This is a genomic window from Asticcacaulis endophyticus (assembly GCF_014652575.1).
Classification (GTDB): Bacteria; Pseudomonadota; Alphaproteobacteria; order Caulobacterales; family Caulobacteraceae; genus Asticcacaulis; species Asticcacaulis endophyticus.
Map to the genome: position 1 here is coordinate 186242 of NZ_BMZB01000001.1, position 20736 is coordinate 206977.

The window sequence follows — 20736 nt, forward strand, 5'->3', positions numbered from 1 at the left end:
AATTTAGAGCCCCTCTCTAAAAACACTAAACTAAACGCATCAAAAGCGCTTGTGCTTCATCCCCTTGGCACAGGCGTTTTTTGCGTTTTCAGCTCAAAGAAAAAGCCCCACCGTTTCCGATGGGGCTTGAGTTTAAGTTTCGGGTGCAGGGACTAAGTCCCTGCTAAACGTAGGCCTTGGCCGCTTCGGCATATTCTTCGATCTGATCAAAGTTCATATAGCGGTAGACGCTTGTGCCCGCCGCATTCACCACACCCATATCGGCATGATATTCCTCTAAGGTCGGCAGGCGGCCAAGCTTTGAGGCAATGGCTGATAGTTCCGCCGAGGCGAGGAAGACGTTGGCGTTCTTACCCAAGCGGTTCGGGAAGTTGCGGGTCGAGGTTGAGACCACCGTCGCACCTTCGCGCACCTGAGCCTGATTGCCCATGCACAGCGAACAGCCCGGCATTTCCATACGCGCACCGGCAGTCCCCAGCACGTTGTAGTGGCCTTCCTTGGTCAGTTCGGCGGCATCCATCTTGGTCGGGGGGGCTACCCACAGACGGGTCGGAATGTCCTTCTTATCCTTAAGCAGCAGAGACGCCGCCCGGAAGTGACCGATATTGGTCATACACGAACCGATAAACACTTCGTCGATGTGTGTACCCGCCACTTCGGACAGCAGGCGCGCATCGTCCGGATCGTTCGGGGCACACAGGATCGGCTCAACGATCTCATTCAGGTCGATGTCGATGATGTAGGCATATTCGGCATCGGCATCAGGCTCCATCAGCACCGGATCAGCGATCCAGTCTTCCATCGCCTTGATGCGGCGGCTGAGCGTGCGGGCATCGGCATAACCGTCCGCAATCATGTTCTTCATCAGCACGATGTTCGAAGTCATATATTCGATAATCGGTTCTTTGTTGAGCTTGACGGTGCAACCCGCCGCAGAACGCTCCGCCGACGCATCGGACAGCTCAAACGCCTGTTCGACCTTCAGGTTCGGCAGTCCTTCGATTTCCAGAATCCGCCCGGAGAATTCATTGACCTTACCCGCCTTGGCGACCGTCAGCAGACCCTGCTTGATGGCGTAGTACGGGATGGCGTGGACCAGATCACGCAGGGTGATGCCCGGTTGCAACGCGCCTTTGAAACGCACCAGAACGGACTCCGGCATATCGAGCGGCATAACACCGGTCGCCGCACCAAAGGCCACAAGGCCCGAACCGGCCGGGAAAGAAATCCCGATCGGGAAGCGGGTGTGCGAGTCACCGCCAGTGCCAACCGTATCGGGCAGCAGCAGACGGTTCAGCCAGGAGTGGATAACCCCATCGCCGGGACGCAGGGCAACCCCGCCACGGTTGGAGATAAAGGCGGGCAGTTCGCGGTGAGTTTTGACATCGACCGGCTTCGGATAGGCCGCCGTGTGACAGAAGGACTGCATAACGAGATCTGCCGAGAAACCCAGGCAGGCGAGGTCTTTCAACTCATCGCGGGTCATTGGGCCGGTCGTGTCCTGAGAGCCGACCGTCGTCATCTTCGGCTCGCAATAGGTGCCGGGACGGATGCCTTGGCCTTCACCCAGACCACAGGCCTTACCGACCATTTTTTGCGCCAGGGTAAAGCCTTTATCCGAGCCTGCGGGCGGCACCGGCAGACGGAACTCGGTCGAGGCGGGCAGGCCCAGAAACTCACGCGCCTTGGCGGTCAGCGAGCGGCCTATGATCAAATTAATACGGCCACCAGCCTGAACCTCATCCAGAATAACATGAGATTTCAGCGAAAAATCGGCGACCTTGACGTCGTTCTTTTCGATCTTTCCGGCATAGGGATAGATGTCGATGACATCGCCCATGTGGAAATCCGTGACATCGACTTCGATCGGCAGTGCGCCGGAATCTTCCTGGGTGTTAAAGAAGATCGGCGCGATCTTGCCGCCCAGGGTCACGCCGCCGAAGCGCTTATTCGGCACGTAAGGAATGTCTTCGCCGGTCGCCCAGATAACCGAATTGGTCGCCGATTTGCGCGACGAGCCGGTGCCGACCACATCGCCAACATAGGCGACCAGATGGCCCTTCATCTTCAGGTCTTCGATAAACTTGATCGGGCCGCGCTTGCCGTCTTCTTCGGGGGTGATGCCGTCGCGGGTGTTTTTCAGCATGGCCAGATAATGCAGGGGGATATCCGGGCGCGACCAGGCATCGGGGGCGGGCGACAGGTCGTCAGTGTTGGTCTCACCAGTGACCTTGAAGACGGTGACCGTAATTCGTTCGGGGACCTTGGGGCGCGAGGTGAACCATTCGGCATCGGCCCACGACTGCACAACCTCTTTGGCATTGGCGTTACCGCCCTTGGCCAGTTCGGCGACATCGTGGAAGAAGTCGAACATCAACAGGGTTTTCTTGAGCGCCTCACCGGCGATCTTGCCCACCACCGCATCGGTCAAAAGATCAATCAGCGGCTTGACGTTATATCCGCCGACCATGGTGCCGAGCAGTTCGGTCGCGCGCTCGCGCGAGATCAGCTCAACCGGAAAATCACCGTGCGCCACAGCCGATAGGAACGACGCCTTAACCTGAGCCGCATCGTCCACACCGGGAGGGACGCGGTAAGTGATCAGGTCGAGCAGGAAATCGGCTTCACCGGCAGGTGGGTTTTTGATCAGTTCGATGACTTCGGCGGTTTGAATGGCGGTCAGGGCTAAGGGCGGAATACCCAGAGCGGCGCGTTCGGCTACATGGGCGCGGTAAGCTTCAAGCATGGGAGAAAACCTTGAATGAATGTCGGGCACGGATCATCCATGCCATATCGCAAATGCGAAAAATTGAACAGGAAAAACCCCGCGCGGCAAAAACCGGCGGGGCTAAAAGGCTTAGTCGGCAGATACGCGCGCGAGGTTTCTCAGGACATAGGGCATAACACCGCCATTGCGGTAGTATTCCAGTTCCGTCGGGGTATCGATGCGGCAACGCACCGGGAAACGCGCCATCTTGCCGTCCGATGGGCGGAACAGCTCAACAATCAGTTCCTGACGTGGCTGGACGTTTTCAAGCCCGCGAATGGTGACGATTTCTTCACCGGTCAAGCCAAGCTTGGCCCAGCCATCGACCTTGAACTGCAAGGGCAGCACGCCCATGCCGACAAGGTTAGAGCGGTGGATGCGTTCAAACGACTCTGAGATCACGGCGCGCACGCCCTGAAGGCGCGTGCCCTTGGCGGCCCAGTCACGCGACGAACCTGTGCCGTATTCCTTACCGGCAAAGATCACCAGCGGACGGCCTTCGCCCTTATAACGCATGGCGGCGTCATAGATCGGCATGACATCGCCCGACGGGAAGTGCTTAGTCACCCCGCCTTCGATTTCCGGCGTGATCTTGTTGCGGATGCGGATATTGGCAAAGGTGCCGCGCATCATGACTTCGTGGTGACCACGACGGGCGCCGTAAGAGTTGAACTCCGATGCTTCGACACCGTGTTCGGTCAGCCATTGACCGGCAGGCGAGGTTTTCTTGATCGAACCGGCCGGCGAAATGTGGTCGGTCGTGATCGAGTCGCCAAAGATACCCAGTACACGCGCTTCGACAATGTCCGTGACCTTTTCAGGGGTCATGGTCATGCCTTCGAAATAGGGCGGGTTAGCGACGTAGGTCGATGAGCCTTCCCAGTCATAGGTCTGACCGCCGGAGACCTTAATGGCCTGCCAGTGCTCATCGCCTAAGAACACATCTGAATAGCGGGACTTGAACTTATCAAGCGTGACGTGGGCGCGCTGGATTTCGGCAATTTCCGCGTTCGACGGCCAGATGTCCTTAAGGTAAACGGGCTCACCATTTGAGCCTGTGCCAAGCGCATCCACCGCGATATCGACATTGAGCGAACCGGCGATGGCATAGGCCACCACCAGCGGCGGTGAGGCCAGGTAGTTGGCGCGCACATCCGGATTGACGCGGCCTTCGAAATTGCGGTTGCCGGACAGCACGGATGCCGCCACCAGATCGCCTTCGGTGATGGCGGCCGATACGGCTTCCGGCAGCGGGCCGGAGTTACCGATGCAGGTCGTGCAGCCATAGCCGGTCAGGTTAAAGCCGAGCGCATCGAGATCGGCCGACAGGCCGGACGCATCGAGATAATCGGTCACGACCTTGGAGCCGGGCGCCAATGAGGTCTTGACCCACGGCTTGGACATCAGACCCAACGCGCGCGCCTTGCGGGCCACCAGACCGGCGGCGATCAAAACCGACGGGTTGGAGGTATTGGTGCAGGACGTGATGGCGGCAATCACGACATCGCCGTGATTTATGCTGTAGTCGGTGCCTGCTACGGCGACTTCTTTGGAGGCTTCGCCGCCCTTGCCGAACTCACCGGCCAGAGACTTGGCAAATTCTGACGCCGCTTCGGTCAGTAGCACGCGGTCTTGTGGACGCTTCGGGCCCGCCAGCGACGGCACGACGGTCGACAGATCAAGCTCTAACGTGTCGGTGAATACCGGATCATTTTCCGGATCAAGCCACAGGCCTTGCGCCTTGGCATAGGCTTCAACCAGCGCCACGCGCTCAGGCTCACGGTTGGAGGCGGTAAGGTAATCAATCGTCGCCTGTGAGATCGGGAAGAAGCCGCAGGTTGCGCCATATTCCGGCGCCATATTGGCAATCGTTGCCTGATCTTCGAGGGTCAGCGACAGCAGGCCGTTACCGAAATATTCAACGAACTTGCCGACCACGCCTTTTTTACGCAGCATCTGGGTGATGGTGAGCACCAAGTCGGTGGCGGTCGCCCCTTCCGGCAGCTTACCCGTCACCTTAAAGCCGATCACTTCGGGGATCAGCATCGGGATCGGCTGGCCCAGCATAGCGGCTTCGGCTTCGATCCCGCCCACGCCCCAACCGAGAACGCTCAGGCCGTTGATCATAGTAGTGTGCGAGTCCGTGCCGACGACCGTATCGGGATAGGCAATCGTCTTGCCCTCGGCCACATTGGTCCACACGGTTTGCGCCAGATATTCCAAATTGACTTGGTGACAGATGCCGGTGCCGGGAGGCACCACGCGGAAATTATTGAACGCCGAGGAGCCCCAGCGCAGGAAGTTATAGCGCTCAATATTACGCTCATATTCGCGTTCGACATTCTTTGTGGCCGCATCGGCGGTGCCGAAATAGTCGATCATGACCGAGTGGTCGATCACCAGATCCACCGGGTTGAGCGGATTGATCTTGGCCGGATCGGCGCCCAGCTTGACCATCGCATCGCGCATGGCGGCAAGGTCAACCACGGCGGGCACGCCGGTGAAATCCTGCATCAGCACGCGCGCCGGACGGAAGGAGATTTCGTGCTCGACCGAGCCCTTATTGTCAACCCAGTTGGCAATGGCCTGAATGTCGGCCTTGGTGACCGATACGCCGTCTTCGTTGCGCAGCAGATTCTCCAGCAGCACCTTCAGCGATGCCGGCAGACGCGACACATTGCCAAGGCCTTCGGCTTCGGCGGCAGGCAGACTATAATAATCGTAGGATTTATCGCCAACCTCTAGGGTGGCATGCGACTTAAAGCTGTCGAGTGAAGACATTTTAGCTTCCTTTTCAATGTGACCGCCCCTACAAACAGCCCCGATGGCCATTTTTTGTCTCTTGATCGCGCGCATGAAAGGGGAACTCACAGGGTTCCACGCTTACGCGACGCGATGCCAAAGTCAGGCGGTCAATTGCCCTTCTAAACTTGTTATGGCTTTTCGTCTATTAAGGCCCCAACATATTTTCGGGTTATTTTGGGTGAACGGGACGTCGTTTTCATGTCGCTGAGCGTGACACTTGATAACATCAGCCTGAGAAAAGGCTATAACCTTCTGATTTCCAATCTGAATCTGGAAGTAGGAAGTGGCGACGCCATAAGCCTGACCGGCCAAAACGGCGTCGGCAAAACCACGCTCCTGCGCGCCATAGCCGGTTTTTTTTCACCTCACGCGGGTAAAATCTCAGCCTCTGACGCGGGCGGCCCGATTGATCCCGTAAGATTTCGCACAGAATTGATCCACTATCTGGGTCATCAGGATGCGTTAAGCCCGACGCGAACCACAGAGCAGGAGCTTAGGTTTCAGGCGCAATACTTAAACGCAAATGAGAATAATTATCAATTTGCAGTCCAATACTTAAACCTGTCGCCTCTGCTGGATCTGGAAACGCGGCTGCTGTCCGCCGGTCAGAAACGCCGAGTGTCCTTCGCAAGGTTGCTGATTGCGCAACGCCCGGTCTGGTTGCTGGATGAGCCGATGTCGCCACTCGATGCCGATCAGCGCGATGTGGCGGCGCGCCTGATGCAGGATCATTTAAGTGACGGCGGCATCATTATCGCCGCGGTCCATGACCCGCTGCCGTTTGAGACGCGCATTGTCCACCTGACACGGCCTGACATATCTGCGCAGGAGGTAGCCCTTGTCGACTAAGATCAATGCAGGCCCCCATGCCGCCCTGTCCCTTCTGAAACGGGACCTCAGCCTATCCCTGACCCGCGGCGGCGGGCCGCTTTTGGCGGTTGGGTTTTATCTGACCCTGATGGCCATGATCCCGCTAAGCCTCGGTTCCGACAGCGGCACGTTGTCGCGGGTCGCCCCCGGCCTGACGTGGTTATGTCTGGCGCTGGCCTCGCTGCTGTCGCTGGAGCGACTGTTTGAGCGCGATTACGAAGACGGTTTGTTTGACATTTTGCGCCTTGGGCCGCTACCTATGGAAGTCATCGCCCTGCTGAAATGCCTGGCCCAGTGGCTGGGCACCGGGCTCATGCTGGCCGTGTTGACGCCATTTGTCATGATTATTCTGGGCGCACCGGTGGATGCCGCGTTTATCAGCCTGATCGCCGCCATCCTTGGCAGTTTAAGCTTTGCTATCATCGGCGGGATCGGCGCGTCTTTGAGCCTCGGCACCCGCAAGGGCGGCGTTCTGATCGCGCTGCTGGTGCTGCCGTTCTATGTGCCGCCAGTCATTTTTGGTGCGGGTCTGATGCAGGCTTATCTTACCGGCGCACCGGTTGTTCAGGCCTTGAGTTTGCTGACCGCCTACGCCCTGTTCGCGCTGGCGCTGGGGCCGATTGCGATGGGGGCTGCGCTCAAAAGCGCGCTCAACTAGAACTTCCCCTGATGCAGGGGAGTTCTTAAGAGACTTGTCCGAAAGCCTCAAAAGCCCTATGTCGAAACCATGATCACCTGGCTGGCTAACCCTGAGCGATTTACGCGCGTCTTTGCCCCGATCCGCCCCTATATTGGCGGGCTGGCGGCAGCGTTGTTCGTCTGGGGGCTGTACCTGTGCTTTGCCTCGCCCGAAGATTATCAGCAAGGCGACACGGTGCGCATCATGTACCTGCATGTGCCCGCGGCATGGATGGCAATGATGGTTTACCTGATTATGGGCATCGCCTCTTTCTTTGGGCTGATTTTCCGTCACGCGCTGGCCGATGCCGCCGCCAAGGCCGCCGCCCCCATTGGTGCGGTTTTCACGGCTCTGGCGCTGATCACCGGGTCTTTGTGGGGTAAGCCGATGTGGGGGACATGGTGGGAATGGGACGGGCGCATGACGTCGGTGCTGGTGCTGTTTTTATTTTATATCGGCTATATCGCCCTGCATGCCTCGATCGACGATGAAGTGCGCGCCGCGAAATCGACAGCCATTCTGGCGCTGGTCGGGTTGGTTAATTTGCCGATTATCAAGTTTTCCGTCGACTGGTGGAACACCCTGCATCAGGGCACGTCGGTGGTACGGATGGACGGTCCGACCATTGCCCCCGACATGCTGTGGCCGCTGCTGGTTATGGCGCTAGCGTTCAAGGCCCTGTTCGTCTGGCTGTGGCTGGTGCGCATAGATGCTGAGATCATAACCCGCCGCTACCGCACCCTGCGGGCGCGCCTGAGCTTCCAATAAGGTGTTCTGATGGACCTCGATATGGGCAAATACGGGTTCTACGTCTGGGGTTGCTATGGCGCGACCTTTGTAGCACTGACCGCGCTCATCATAGCATCCCTACGCGCCCGCAGCGTGCAAAAGACAAAACTCGACGCCCTTCAGGATGCGCTCAAAGATGTCGCAAAACCTGACGCATGAAACGGCTGCTGGCTTTCATTCCGCTGATCGTGCTGGCCGCTCTGGTGGGCGTGTTCGGCTACTTCAATTTTCACAAAAAAACCGAATACCAGCCGCGTGAGCTGGTCGGGCAGCCTGTGCCGATGCGCGCCCTGCCCGATCTGAAAACCGCCGAACTGCGCGACCTGAAAACCCTTGCGGCGACTTACGATAAACCCATCGTGGTCAATATCTTTGCATCCTGGTGTACGCCCTGTCTGGCCGAACATCCGTTTCTGCTCGATATGAAATCAAAAGGTGCTGTCATCATCGGCATTGCCTACAAAGACACACCGGTAAACAGCCTGAATTACCTCGTTAAGCACCGTGATCCCTATGCCGTGGTCATCAGCGATGAACCGGGCGATATGGGACTGGACCTTGGCATTTCAGGTGTGCCCGAAACCTATATCGTAAGCCCGGACGGGGTAATTATTGATAAGGTCACCGGCCCACTGGATCAGCAACGGTCCGATGATCTGATGGCTAAAATCAAATAATACAATTTATAATTATGACCAATGAACGAGGGGGCTCACAGTGTCATTCGTAGAAATAAAAGTATTGACAGCGACGGTTTTTATTTTCGGTTTTTTCGCGATCATATTCTGGATCATTAAGGAGAAGCTGAAGTCACGGGGTTTCGATCTCGATAGCTTATCAACAGACTCTAAGGCTTTAGAATCAATTAAAAATATAGCCTTAAAACTGTTAGTGGTCTGGCTACTGATTTATGCTGTTTTCGGAGCAACGGGGTTAAGTCTACTAATTTTATTTAACGTAGACTTTGATCAAGCTTTACAGAAAAACGTCTTATCAGCGCTTATGGCGCTTCCAGCCATATACGCCATAACACTATTGAGTCAAATTTTCGAAAACTGGCTAAAGAGGCGTAAGGCTAAGCCACCTTCTAACCCGCTTTAGTTTTGTAATAATCCGACAGGACATTGAACGCCAGCTTACGTTCGCCGGTTTCTGAAATCACGCCCTTGCGGTTCCAGCCCTGCTGATAGACCGGATGCTGACGGCGCGGGGCCTGAAAATCCTTCAAGATCCACGGCGACAGACCGCGTAAGTTAGGTATCTTATCGGCCATCGCCAGCGTATAGCGATAATAGTCAGCCTGATATTCCTCTGAGAATTTGCGCTTAAGCTGCGGGTCATGGAACCCGGCCTTAGAGTCCGCCCCGAACTCGGAAAAGATCATCGGCTTTTTGCCATCGGCCCGCCACACGGTCGACGGCAGGGCCTCCAGCTTATCATCGCCGTACCAGCCGTTATAGGTATTGACCGACATGATATCGAGCGCGGGTATGAGCGGATCATCGATGTGCATATCGATGTGGCCATCGACGATTTTGCGCTCAACCAAAAGCGCGGCACTGACCAGACGGGTTTCATCCAGATCACGGGCCGTTTGTGCCAGCGTCCGTAAAAATTTATTGCGCACCTCAGTTTGCGGCGTCTCATTGGCGATCGACCAGATGATGACCGACGCCCGGTTACGATCGCGTAGGATATTTTCGGTCAGCATGGTTTGCGCGGTTTTCAGCGTATCGGGATTACCAAAATTAACCGCCCAATAGACCGGAATTTCGCTCCATACCAACAGCCCCATCTCATCACATAGTCGCACCGTAACCTCTGAGTGCGGATAGTGCGACAGGCGGACATAGTTGCCGTTCAGGCCGGTCTTGATCTCGGTCAGAAGCCTGCGCGCTGCGTCTTCGGTGATGACGCGAGCGGGGTTGGTGCCAATCTCTTCTTCATGGTGGGAAATACCGCGCAGGAAAATCGGCTTACCATTGAGCAGAATATCCTCACCCCTGACCTCAACCGTTCGGAACCCGATGCGGTCGGTGAATACATCACCGGCGGCTTCGATACGCACCTCATGCAGGGTCGGGGTTTCCGGTGTCCATAATTTAAGCGATTTCGGCGCCTTGACGCTCAGTTCAGCCCGGCCATTGCCATCAGTCGTGGCCGTAAGCGCCTTTAGCCCCTTGATGGTCAGCACCACCTTCTGGTTCGCCGCTGCGGCCCCGTTAAGCGTAACCGACGCTCGGATAATCCCATCCTTACCCAGCCGCACAAAGGCATCATCGATATAGGTCAGGGGCGTGGTGATAAAGCGGATCGGACGGGTCACGCCGCCGTAAATATCCCAATCGGTAATGACCGGCGGCACGGCATTGGCGTCATGTTCAGAATCGACCCCAAGGGTCACGCGGTTTTCGCCGTCGCGCAGCACCTCAGTGACTTCAAACGCGAACGGCGTGAACCCGCCGACATGGACGCCCAGTTTCTTACCATTCAGATAAACATGGGTGGTATAGTTAGACGCCTCGAAATAAAGAAACGCCCGCTTTCCGGCTTCAGCTTGCGCCTCAAATGCCCGCTGATACCACATCAATCCGTCATAATAGCGCCACTCCGGCCTTTGCGCGTTCCACGATCCGGGCAGGGTCACGGTGTCTGAGCGGCGCATGTCCTGCTCAAAGAAGGTGCCGGGGTTTTTAACCTCGGCGTCCTCAACGTGAACATCAGCATAGCGCCAGTGACGCGGCTTTGACGGATCACCGACCGCATCGACCAAACCGGCGCGGTACGGATCAATCGACACATGCCACTCACCGGACAGGTCAAGCTTTGTGCGTGCCGTGGCATTGGCCAAAACGATGTTGGGTTTGGCAACCGATGACGCTGTCCCTTGCGCCCACGCGGACGCGCCCGGCAGCAGGGCCGCGACCGCGACGCTGGCCTTAATCAGATCACGCCGGTTCATTTTACAACTCCGGCAAGTGTTGCGGCTTCATCAAGGCTGTCACCAATCAGGGCCATATTCTGGATCGCCGCCAGACCCCATTGCGCCGTGCCATTGGTCGAGAGGCTGTTGTCCTCATCCAGTGGCCGCAGCGTCGCCACCCCGTCAATGCGGGTGGTGCGGCGACCCAAACCGCCGTCGGATTCGCGCCCTTCGTTACCGAAGAACTCGCTCCACGCCCGCATGGCCAGCACTTTGTCGTTTTCATGATAGGCCGCATAGGCCGTCAGGCGCGAATGGGAATCGCGTAAATTACGCCCACGCGGCACGGTGCCAAGCAGGGTCTGAAGCTCATCATTGGGCGCATTGTAATAGCGGCAATATTCCAGCCAGGCCTTACGGTAGAGCGGCTCATCAATCAGCGACAACAGTTCGGAACTCATCTCAACCACGCCGAAAACACCATTCAGGTGCGAAATGGCGATATAGTCGCCTTCGCCCAGGAACTTACCGGTCTTGAGATCGTAAGGCGCCGATGACGCAAACCAGCGGCGCTTAAGGCCCCCGATCGTGACCATGCCATTGATGATCCGGTCGCGCCATTTGGTATCGCCCGTGCGCTCCCACTCGGTCAGCCAGGCCGAAATGAACGATCCCCACGACGTGCCAAACGAGGAATTAACAACGCCTTCGGGGGTTGCGCGTTCTGCCGACGGCGGCAATTTACGCGAAATATCGACGTTCTTGAGCGAGAAGTCGGATTCATTCAAATCACGCATCAAATCGCCCACCCGCTCATCGGCGGTCAGGAAGTAATAGATGCGCCGGTAAGCGGCGTTTGACACCCGCGGCTGCTTGGACGAGTCCGACCACGGCTGCACGCCATGCCGGGTGCCAAAGCCTTTGAAGCGCCCCAGATGATAGACATCGACCTCGCCGGTCTGGCGGGTCATGGCTTCACCGAACTTAAAGACATCGGCCCGCCCGGTTCTCAGATAGGTGTACCAGATCCACAGATCGGTCGAGAGTTCGGAATTGTCCCACGCATAGCCGCCGATATCATAGCGCCACATGTGCCGGTCGGCGTCATAGGTGTGCATGACATCGCCGTAGGTCCAGAACCCGTACCAGCGGTGAGCCTCGACCTGCTGCATATAATAGTCGATCTGATAGGTCAGACGGTCTTCGAGGATTTTACGGGCCGGCGTCGTAGCATTGACCACATCCCAGTCACCAAACACACCGGCGGCATGGATGCGCTCCGGCGAGACCATCAGGCGCGGCGGATTGGCGACACGTTCGGCCATGCCGGAAAAGACCTCATGGCTCGGCGTCGTCGGCAGCACCCACAGATTAAGCTCAGAGGTCCGTGCCACACCGTGCGCGGTATCCCAGCCCTTTTCGTAGTCCTCATAGGTGATGTTCAACCCTTCGATCTCCTCGGGATGGGTGTCCATTTCACCGGCCGAGCGATAGGGGCGCACATCCATGGCCGGTGCGTCCGGCGACCACAGCCAGGCCGTGATCTCCGCCAGATCGGTATGGGCGTTGCGGATATCGATGGCCGTCGGCGAGCGTTGCCAGAAGTCCTTGAAGCCCAGCGCCACGCCACCGGCAGCCCCACCGACATAACCCAGCCCCTTGGTGCGCGACCCGGCATTGGAGTCGATCCAGGCGTGACCTTTTTCGGTGCGTTTTTTAAGCGTAAAGCCATCGGGTGTCAGTTGCGACAGCGAGAAATCACCCCATTCCGGAATCCATTTCAGACCGTCCTGAACGGGCTTGGCGATGTCGTCAATCCTGACCGCCTCACCGGCAATCTGGGCGGCCTGAGCCTTTTTACCCGCCTGACGACGCAGGCCCGTCAGCGGCTTGACCGCCTCACCCCACACACCGACACCTTCGCCCGACAGGCGGATATGGCGGTTATAGGTCTCGTCCGACATGGCGACCTTCGCCGTCACCCCTAGGCCACGGATAAAGTCTTTGAAAGGGTCGCCGTCAAAGATGAAGCTATGGACGATACGCACACTTTGCGTACCCGCATAGAAATAGAGCCGCACCGAAAACGGCAGCCAGTCGCGGCCACCGCCGCCCCCCGCTTGACCTGAGTGCGTGCCTTCGACCTTAAGCACAGCCCGCACAGGCCCGGTTTGTTCGACCGTGACCTTGGTGACTTTTGAGGTGAACTGAGATTGGGTGACGCTGCCGGTCGCTTCGAGATCAGCCTGATCCTGAGAGCGCGCCACCAGCTTCATGTCGCGCAAGGTCGTGCGCCCGGCCTTGGTGGCTGAGGCAATCAGGGCCTCACCCGACGTCGGCACCTGCCAGGTCAGATCGCCGGATTTGATAGTGATCAACGCCGGGGTTTGGGTGACGCGCACGGCATTGGCCGGTACTTTAGGCTTACCCATCACCACAGATGCGCCCGTAAGGCCCTCGGAACCGGCGACCGCATGGGCCGACCATTTCAGCGACCCGTCCGGCCAGTAGGCCAGCGGCCACGACTGCGACGCCACTTCCTGCCCGTCGGCTCCGGTGAGTTTCAACGCCTGAGCGGCCTTCACCGTCCCGCGCGGCCACGGAACCCCCATCGTCGTGCCATCAAAGCGGTTCGGTGCCACCTTATCCATCCATGACAAAGGCGTGGCCGATACCGGCTTGCCCTTGCCAGAAACCTGCCCTGTAGCCGCACTGGCCGACATAGCATTACCGGCGGCAAACGCCACCGCGCCGAAAGCCGCCGCCGACTGCAACATGTGACGACGTGAGATAAATTGTGAAGACATATGCCCTACCTTATTGGCGTGTTATCGGCCCCTGCTGCCGCACTTATAGCTTATACGCACGCGTTGTACTTTTCCGGCGCAAAATTGGTCAAACCAATGGCCGATCTTGATTAAAAAAGACGCCATTACGCAAGACATGTCAATATCAATCACAACGGCTTGCCAAGTCACCGGAAATAGCATTTCATATGAATAAAATAATTTTACTTATAAAAATAAAACAGGGGCAATCTTATGAAACCACCTCGCCATCGCGTCAGATATGTACCCATTGATCGCCGCCGCCTATTAAGCACGGTGGGCGCCGCCGGTTTGATGATACCAGCCTTATCGCAGGCGCAAACCGCCTCCCCCGCGCGGCCCTTAACCTCCCCAAACCGGCTATGGTACACCCAATCGGCAACCGAATGGGTACAGGCCCTGCCGGTCGGCAACGGCCGTCTGGGCGGCATGGTGTTCGGCGGTGTCGCCTTTGAGCGCATCCAGCTTAATGAAGACAGCTTCTTTGCCGGATCGCCCTATAACCCGACCAACCCGAAATCTGGCGAAGGCCTGCCGCGCGTGCGTCAACTGGTGTTCGAGGGCAAGTTCCGCGAAGCTGAAAAGCTGGCTAATGAGACTCTGATTTCCACCCCGAACAAACAGATGTCGTATCAGCCGCTAGGCGATCTGATCATGCTGTTTCCCGGCCTTGATAACACCAGCCGCTATGAACGTGAACTGGACCTCGAACAGGCCATCGTCGCGACCGAATTTAATGCCGGCGGTAATCGCCACCGCCGCGAAGTCTTTGTCTCTGCGGTCGATCAGGTCATGGTCGTTCGCCTGTCGTCTCAGCGCGGCAAGGCCATTACCGTCGACCTCAGCCTGTCCACCCCGCAAAACGCGGCCGTAGAGACCATAGATGGCGACACCATAGTCATCAAAGGCATCAGCCCAACGCAACAGGGCATAGATGGCAAACTGCCGTTCGAGTTCCGCGCCAAGGTCATCGCCCCCACCGGTACCCTGACCTCCCGCGAAGGTGGGGTCTATGTGGCGGGTGCCGAAGAGGTCGTGATTCTGATCGCTGCGGCGACCGGGTATGTGCGTTATAATGACATCTCTGGCGATCCAGTCGCTAAAAATGCCGCGATGATTTCAGCGGCCACGGCCAAAGGTTATGCCGCTCTTAAGGCCGATCATCTCAAAGATTATCAGACCATCTACAACCGCCTGAGTGTTGATCTCGGCACCAGTGACGCGGCGCTGAAACCCACCGATGAGCGCATCCGCAACTACGCCAGCGGCCACGATCCGCACCTCGCAGCACTCTATGTGCAATATGGTCGCTACCTCCTGCTGTCGTCGTCGCGCGGGTCGCGCCAACCCGCCAATCTTCAAGGCATCTGGAACGACAAGATCAACCCGTCCTGGCAGTCAAAATGGACGCTGAACATCAATGCCCAGATGAACTATTGGCCGGCCTTGCCGGCTAATCTGGCGGAGACCATCCCGCCCCTGTTCGATATGGTCGAAGACCTGTCTGAAACCGGCGCGAAGCTGGCCAAAGACATGTACGGCGCACGCGGCTGGGTCGTGTTCAACAATACTGATGTCTGGCGCGTCGCGTCACCGCCCGACGGAGCTGTGTGGGCCCTGTGGCCGATGGGTGGGCCGTGGCTACTGCAAAACCTGTGGGAAACCTATGCCTACACTCTGGACAAGGATTATCTGAAGCGGCTCTACCCGTTGATGAAGGGATCAGCCCAGTTCTATCTCGACACCCTCGTCAAAGACCCGAACACCGGCTACATGGTCACCAACCCGTCCAATTCGCCGGAAAACAGCCATGGCAAAGGCTCATCGCTGGCTGCCGGTCCCGCTATGGACAACCAGCTTCTGCGCGACCTGTTCGGCCATGTGGCTGAGGCCTCAAAAGTTCTGGGCATGGATGCCGCGTTTGCCCGCCAATGCACCGCCATGCGCAAAAAGCTGCCGCCTGAAAAGATCGGCAAGGGCGGCTACCTTCAGGAATGGCAAGATGACTGGGATATGGAGGCCCCGGATATTAAGCACCGCCACGTTTCGCACCTCTATGCTCTGCACCCGTCCGACCAGATTACGGTCGAGGACACGCCAGAGCTGGCCGCCGCCGCAAAAAAATCGCTGGAGATCCGCGGCGATGACGCCACCGGCTGGGGCATAGGCTGGCGTATTAACCTGTGGGCACGCCTGAAAGACGGCGACCATGCCCATGAGGTCGTAAAGCTGTTGCTGGCCCCCAAGCGCTCATATCCCAACCTGTTTGACGCCCATCCGCCGTTTCAGATCGATGGCAATTTCGGCGGCACCGCCGGCATTATCGAAATGCTGCTGCAATCGCACAGAGGCCGGATCGAGCCCTTGCCCGCCTTGCCATCCGCCTGGCCCAAAGGGGAGCTAAAAGGGGTATTGGCCCGTGGCGGATTTGTCTGTGATCTGAAATGGGCCGAAGGTGAACTGACCCATCTAACCGTATCCAGCGCCAAGGGCGGCCCGTGTCATATTGTCTATAAGGGGGCACATCTGCGCCGGATATTAAACGCTAATGAACGCCTGTCTCTATCCTTTAAATCCGGGAAACTGACACCCATATAAATAGGGTCTCTTCCTGAGTGAAACCAATGATCCGCGGCGTGAGCTTATCCCCCTCACGCCGCGGTTTTTTTGTGCGCCTGAAACGAAAAAACCGCCGCCTGATCACTCAGGCGGCGGCAGTCGGGTTACGATGTACGCTTACTCAACTCGAACTATTGCATGCGGTAGGTGACACCGAAGGAGAAGGTACGACCACCATAGTTCAGGTTATGAACCGTAGGCGTCCCGTCTGCAAAGGTACGATCAGCACCGTTTGAGGTCGTTGTGCCTTGCTTAGTCAGGTTACGGCCCTCGACATAGAATTCTACGTTCGGGCGGAACTTGTGGGTGATCTTGGCATCAACATACTTAGTCTCATCCTGCCAGACGGCATTACCCGGCTGATAAGGCGCAGGACGGGCATCAAAACCAATCTCGCTCGGATAATTGTTCCGGCCGTTACTACCGCAAGATTCAATACAGATGAAATACTCACCACGCGCCTGATAGGTGATGCGGGCATTGGTTTTACCGTCATCATACCACAGCGACAGGTTTGCAAAATAATCTGACTCTCGCTGCGGCGGCATGACCTCACCCGTGTTTGGGTTGATGATATTGGTCGCACCTTTGGACTCTAGCTTGGAATAGTTGAAGTCCGCACCAGTGTAACGGAAATACCAAGGCAGGAAGGTAAATGCCGTTTTAGAGGTAAACTCCCAACCTGTACGTTCAATACCCGGAGCATTTTCATACGTCGGATACGTAAATTCCAGATCAGCCAAAGCCTGCCCCGTAACAGGGTCGACATAGTCAGAACCGGCAAACAACTTGCCTGTGGCGCTGGTCCCAACGACATTACCGATAAGGACATCAAGCTTATGGGTGGCCAGAGAGAGCATGGTGTCACGGTTAGGATACCATTCCACACTCAAGTTCTGGTCCCAGGCCGTATACGGCTTCAACTCAGGGTTACCTACCCGCACGCTACATGAGTTGTCGCCGTCAAAACCGATGACATCCAATTCACGGCGCTCATCGACGGTGCAGGTACCGGCCGGTAACATGAAGTTAACGCCAGGACGTGAAATCGTCTTGCCCTTGTAATAGCGGACGACGACTTGATCCGGCACAACCCATACACCGACGTTGTATGTCGGCAAATAATCGCGGGTGGTACGCGTAAATTCAACCTGTTGCGTATAGCTTGTGGTTACAATGCCCGCTGCCGCAGTCGGGTTAAGCGGATCAAATGCCGCTGTCGTACGGACTGATTGCAGGGTGAAGGCTCCCTGACCCGTGGCTTCGGTTTCAACCGCTCGCAGACCAAAGTTACCAATCAGTTCCATACCAAGTGGCAGAGGCTGTTCAAACTCTGCCATATAGTAGGCCGCAGTAATCTTTTCGTCATAGCCTTGGAAGAACTGATCATACACCTTGCCATCGCTGGCAACACAACTCTTCATACAATCGAAGTTATAGTTCTGGGCCGAGGGCACAAGGCTGACCAGCTTTTCAACGTCAATGCCCTGCCAGTTCTCCATATTCTCAGCGCCTTCGTAACCATTGAAGAAATTGGAATCTGGCTGTGAAATGGTTGCTGCAATCAGAGCCTGCATTTCGGCAGGGGTGTATGTCGTCACGCCCGTCAGAGCGTTAAACATATTCGTGGCAGGCACATAACCATAGTTACAGGACTCAATCGACGTTGCCGTTGGCTGACAAGCACGGAACGATCCGCGCATCAAGGTAGACGGCAAAACAACCGCCGGAATATAGTTAGGATTAACAGTACCATTCGTATTCAGATAGGTACCAACGGCGTTTGAGATTGTACGACCGCCCGGACGCGACCAAGCCTTACCTTGTGGATTACGCTGGCTCAAACCGATCTTGATAGCGCTGAAGAATGGCAATTTATCTTCAAGATTATAGGTAACATCTATCTTTGCGGTGGTTTCAGTAGATTCCCCAATCCAAGCGTCAAAGTTCAAAGCAAAGCTGTTTGACACCAGAGGACGTTGCGCAACAGTAGTTACCGGAACGCCTGCTGGCACTTCATACGTAGGAGCCACAGCCGTCGTAATTGCCGCCTGAGAGTTCAATTGAACATAGTTGGCCGGATTGGTTTCGTCGTAGTTGCCCAATATCTCATGCGACCACAAACCACTGGGCTGCACAAAGAAGCGCGCCGCACCATAATTGAAGGAGCGGTTTGTCGAGATATTGAAGCGTTTATAATCGGCTTCAGACTTACCGACCATAAAATCAATCTTCAAAGGCCCGCTATTATAATTGCCTCCAAACTGGGCAAATGTATTTGTTGTGTCGAACGGCTCCCACGACTGAGTAATGTTCGAACTGGCATCTGTCAGCACATATTCTGTAACAAAGTGATTTTCATCAACTTTTACAGAGGACGGATCAATACCGACTACGTTCCCAATTGCCGGGTTATTGTTGTAGATACCAACGCCATCATAGAGGAAATACTTCCCAGCAGCCGTCGGTGAAACGACCCGTTGTTGGTATGGTGAACCGGCTGCAATATTCCACACGCCGTTAGGATTGCCCGCTGTCGTATAAATATTGCCGGGGTTAATCGGTGTTTCTTGCCCGCCCTGAAGGCTACGCCAGCGATACTGGCGGTCAACTTCGCGCGTTGATTTGTTATATTTGGCAAATACGGTAAAATTATCGCTGATTTTGTAATCAAAGCGAATGTCAGCAGAGAAACGCTCATCTAGCTGCGTATTATCGTAGCTGCGAACCAAATTCGGCTCAAGATCGTTCCATTGATTTAGACAAGTCTGAAGTTCGTAAACGCGCTGGTTCTTCACGGCAGCGGTACCCGTCGTCAATAGCGGAAACGCCGTGCTACAAGCGGCTTTGGTTTGCGCCGAAGCTGATCTTTCGACAATTTGACGCGGTGTAAAACTTGAATTGGCTAGCAGCGTATCCGGGCTCAAAGTTGCACCAACGCCTGTGCCACCCACGGTCGAGGGGTTGAACTCAAACGTCTTTTCCGCAGAACCATCGAAATCAAGGCGCCCCAGATATCCGGTATTGTTAGCCGATGTCCCCTGAGAACTGGAATTGTTCTGATAATTACTCCCTGTGAGGCTCAAGACAACACCGAGGCGATCATTCAGGAACTTACGCGAAGCCACCAGATTATAATCCGGCTTCCACTGCTCCCCCAGCGAGTTGCGGCGTGCACCGACGCGAAGCGACAGATAAGGCTTTTTGAAATCAAGCCCTGTACGGGTTTGAATTTTAACACCACCGCCAAGTGACCCTTCGGTCATGTCAGCGGTAGATCCTTTGATCACATCTACACTTTTAATAAGATCGGATGGCAGCGCCACCATATCAGCTCCGCGTGCGTTTTGAGTGCCGCTCAAGGCAAAGCTGGCGTTACTGACCCCCATGCCGTCCAGTTCAACGCGCGTCTGCTCTGCGGTGTTACCACGGATATCGATTCCACTACCTTCACCGAATTCGTCACGCTGCAGCGCGACGCCAGCGACACGCGAAATCGCTTCGTTCAGGTTTTTGTCAGGGAAGGCGCCGACATCGTCTGCGACAATAGAGTCCATTGCCGTCTTGGCGCGCTTTTTACGGTCGTTAGATGACTGCTGGGCGGCGCGGGCGCCGACGACGACGACTTCCTGGATATCCTCATCGGCAGCGGCGGCGACCGGAGCACCGGCCTGGCTGGACGATACAATCGCGTCCTGAGCCATGGCCGTGCCTGAGAACGCCATCATGGAAATAAGCGTCATCGCCGTTCCCTGTTGCAGGGCTTTGGAGAATGACCGGTTACGGTTGCGGGTTAACATCAAAATAGTCCTCCTGGTGCTGGCTTTTTCAAAGCCCGGCGCCATGTGTCGGCACCTGCCCCAGAGGTTGAAAAGAGAATGTAATCCGCACAGGTCAGCGATGCCGCCGCCCGCACATTCATTACTGATGACCGTGAAGTGTCGCTGCCTATGGGGCTGAAACGCAAAACCCGGCTCGGCATTATCCGAGCGGACGCATTCCTAAAAGCCCTTCCGCAAGCGGACGGTTTCCGGTGTCATCTCCCTTTTATTGGACCGTTAGTCGGTCTCATTTATCAACCCCTATGGGATGGCCTAAGCTTTGTTGATTGATTGTGGCAAGTCAAGATACATTTTGATCATTTGCGCCATATTGTCCGTCAAATTGGTCAGATAAGTGAGCCTGCGTTACAAAAAGAACACAATTTTTCTAACAAATCGCCACATTCATGCCCGCTCAGGCAAAGACGTGCACCATATTGGTCAAATCACTGAATCGTCGCACCCTTCGATATTACGAACTCGCCTTAACCAAACTATTGAATAATATGAAACTAATATCCACGACGCAAAAATCTGACATTTTGAAGCGTCTGAAACATGATAGCGCTAACAAAATGAACCCGGAAAATCGATTTTGATTACTATTGCGCAATACAGATTATTATCGTACTAAT

Annotated in this window: 12 protein-coding genes; 7 read left to right on the plus strand and 5 right to left on the minus strand. The window is 56.1% G+C overall.

Features of this window, described 5'->3' with window-relative positions:
* Positions 1-163: 163 nt before the first annotated feature.
* Both acnB and acnA read right to left on the minus strand, forming a co-directional pair.
* Complete coding sequence (gene acnB, locus IE102_RS00890) at positions 164-2746, minus strand: bifunctional aconitate hydratase 2/2-methylisocitrate dehydratase (RefSeq protein WP_189484497.1); 2583 nt, start codon at positions 2744-2746, stop codon at positions 164-166.
* 111 nt (positions 2747-2857) lie between these two features.
* A complete protein-coding gene (gene acnA, locus IE102_RS00895) occupies positions 2858-5548 on the minus strand; it encodes an aconitate hydratase AcnA (RefSeq protein ID WP_189484498.1) in 2691 nt (896 codons plus the stop codon).
* Positions 5549-5770: 222 nt separating this feature from the next.
* On the opposite strand from acnA, the gene ccmA reads away from it, so the two are divergent.
* The 6 genes from ccmA to IE102_RS00925 all read left to right on the plus strand — a co-directional run bounded on the left by ccmA (position 5771) and on the right by IE102_RS00925 (position 9011).
* Positions 5771-6421 carry a heme ABC exporter ATP-binding protein CcmA gene (gene ccmA, locus IE102_RS00900; protein WP_189484499.1) on the plus strand — a complete coding sequence of 217 codons (651 nt, stop codon included), beginning with the start codon at positions 5771-5773 and terminating at the stop codon, positions 6419-6421.
* Entirely contained in the window at positions 6411-7100 is a 690-nt protein-coding gene (ccmB, locus tag IE102_RS00905; protein WP_189484500.1) for a heme exporter protein CcmB, read from the plus strand. Before ccmA ends, ccmB begins: the two co-directional genes overlap by 11 nt.
* 69 nt (positions 7101-7169) lie before the next feature.
* Positions 7170-7889 (plus strand): heme ABC transporter permease, encoded by a 720-nt coding sequence (locus IE102_RS00910; RefSeq protein ID WP_189484501.1) that lies wholly within the window; start codon positions 7170-7172, stop codon positions 7887-7889.
* Positions 7890-7898: 9 nt separating this feature from the next.
* Positions 7899-8069, plus strand: a complete 171-nt coding sequence (ccmD, locus tag IE102_RS00915; RefSeq protein ID WP_189484502.1) for a heme exporter protein CcmD — start codon at positions 7899-7901, stop codon at positions 8067-8069.
* Positions 8066-8587 carry a redoxin family protein gene (locus IE102_RS00920; protein WP_189484503.1) on the plus strand — a complete coding sequence of 174 codons (522 nt, stop codon included), beginning with the start codon at positions 8066-8068 and terminating at the stop codon, positions 8585-8587. The genes ccmD and IE102_RS00920 overlap by 4 nt, the downstream gene beginning before the upstream one ends.
* A 40-nt stretch (positions 8588-8627) precedes the next feature.
* A complete protein-coding gene (locus tag IE102_RS00925; protein WP_189484504.1) occupies positions 8628-9011 on the plus strand; it encodes a hypothetical protein in 384 nt (127 codons plus the stop codon).
* Here IE102_RS00925 and IE102_RS00930 read toward each other — a convergent pair.
* Together IE102_RS00930 and IE102_RS00935 are read right to left on the minus strand one after the other, a co-directional pair.
* Positions 8998-10872, minus strand: a complete 1875-nt coding sequence (locus IE102_RS00930) for a glycoside hydrolase family 2 protein (protein WP_189484505.1) — start codon at positions 10870-10872, stop codon at positions 8998-9000. The genes IE102_RS00925 and IE102_RS00930 overlap by 14 nt on opposite strands.
* A complete protein-coding gene (locus tag IE102_RS00935) occupies positions 10869-13640 on the minus strand; it encodes an exo-rhamnogalacturonan lyase family protein (protein ID WP_189484506.1) in 2772 nt (923 codons plus the stop codon). The genes IE102_RS00930 and IE102_RS00935 overlap by 4 nt, the downstream gene beginning before the upstream one ends.
* A gap of 234 nt (positions 13641-13874) precedes the next feature.
* Here IE102_RS00935 and IE102_RS00940 point away from each other — a divergent pair, with 234 nt between their 5' ends.
* Complete coding sequence (locus IE102_RS00940; protein ID WP_189484507.1) at positions 13875-16259, plus strand: glycoside hydrolase family 95 protein; 2385 nt, start codon at positions 13875-13877, stop codon at positions 16257-16259.
* A 152-nt stretch (positions 16260-16411) separates the two neighbouring features.
* On the opposite strand, the gene IE102_RS00945 is transcribed toward IE102_RS00940, so the two are convergent.
* Positions 16412-20125 (minus strand): TonB-dependent receptor, encoded by a 3714-nt coding sequence (locus IE102_RS00945; protein WP_189484508.1) that lies wholly within the window; start codon positions 20123-20125, stop codon positions 16412-16414.
* Between the last annotated feature and the right edge of the window lie 611 nt (positions 20126-20736).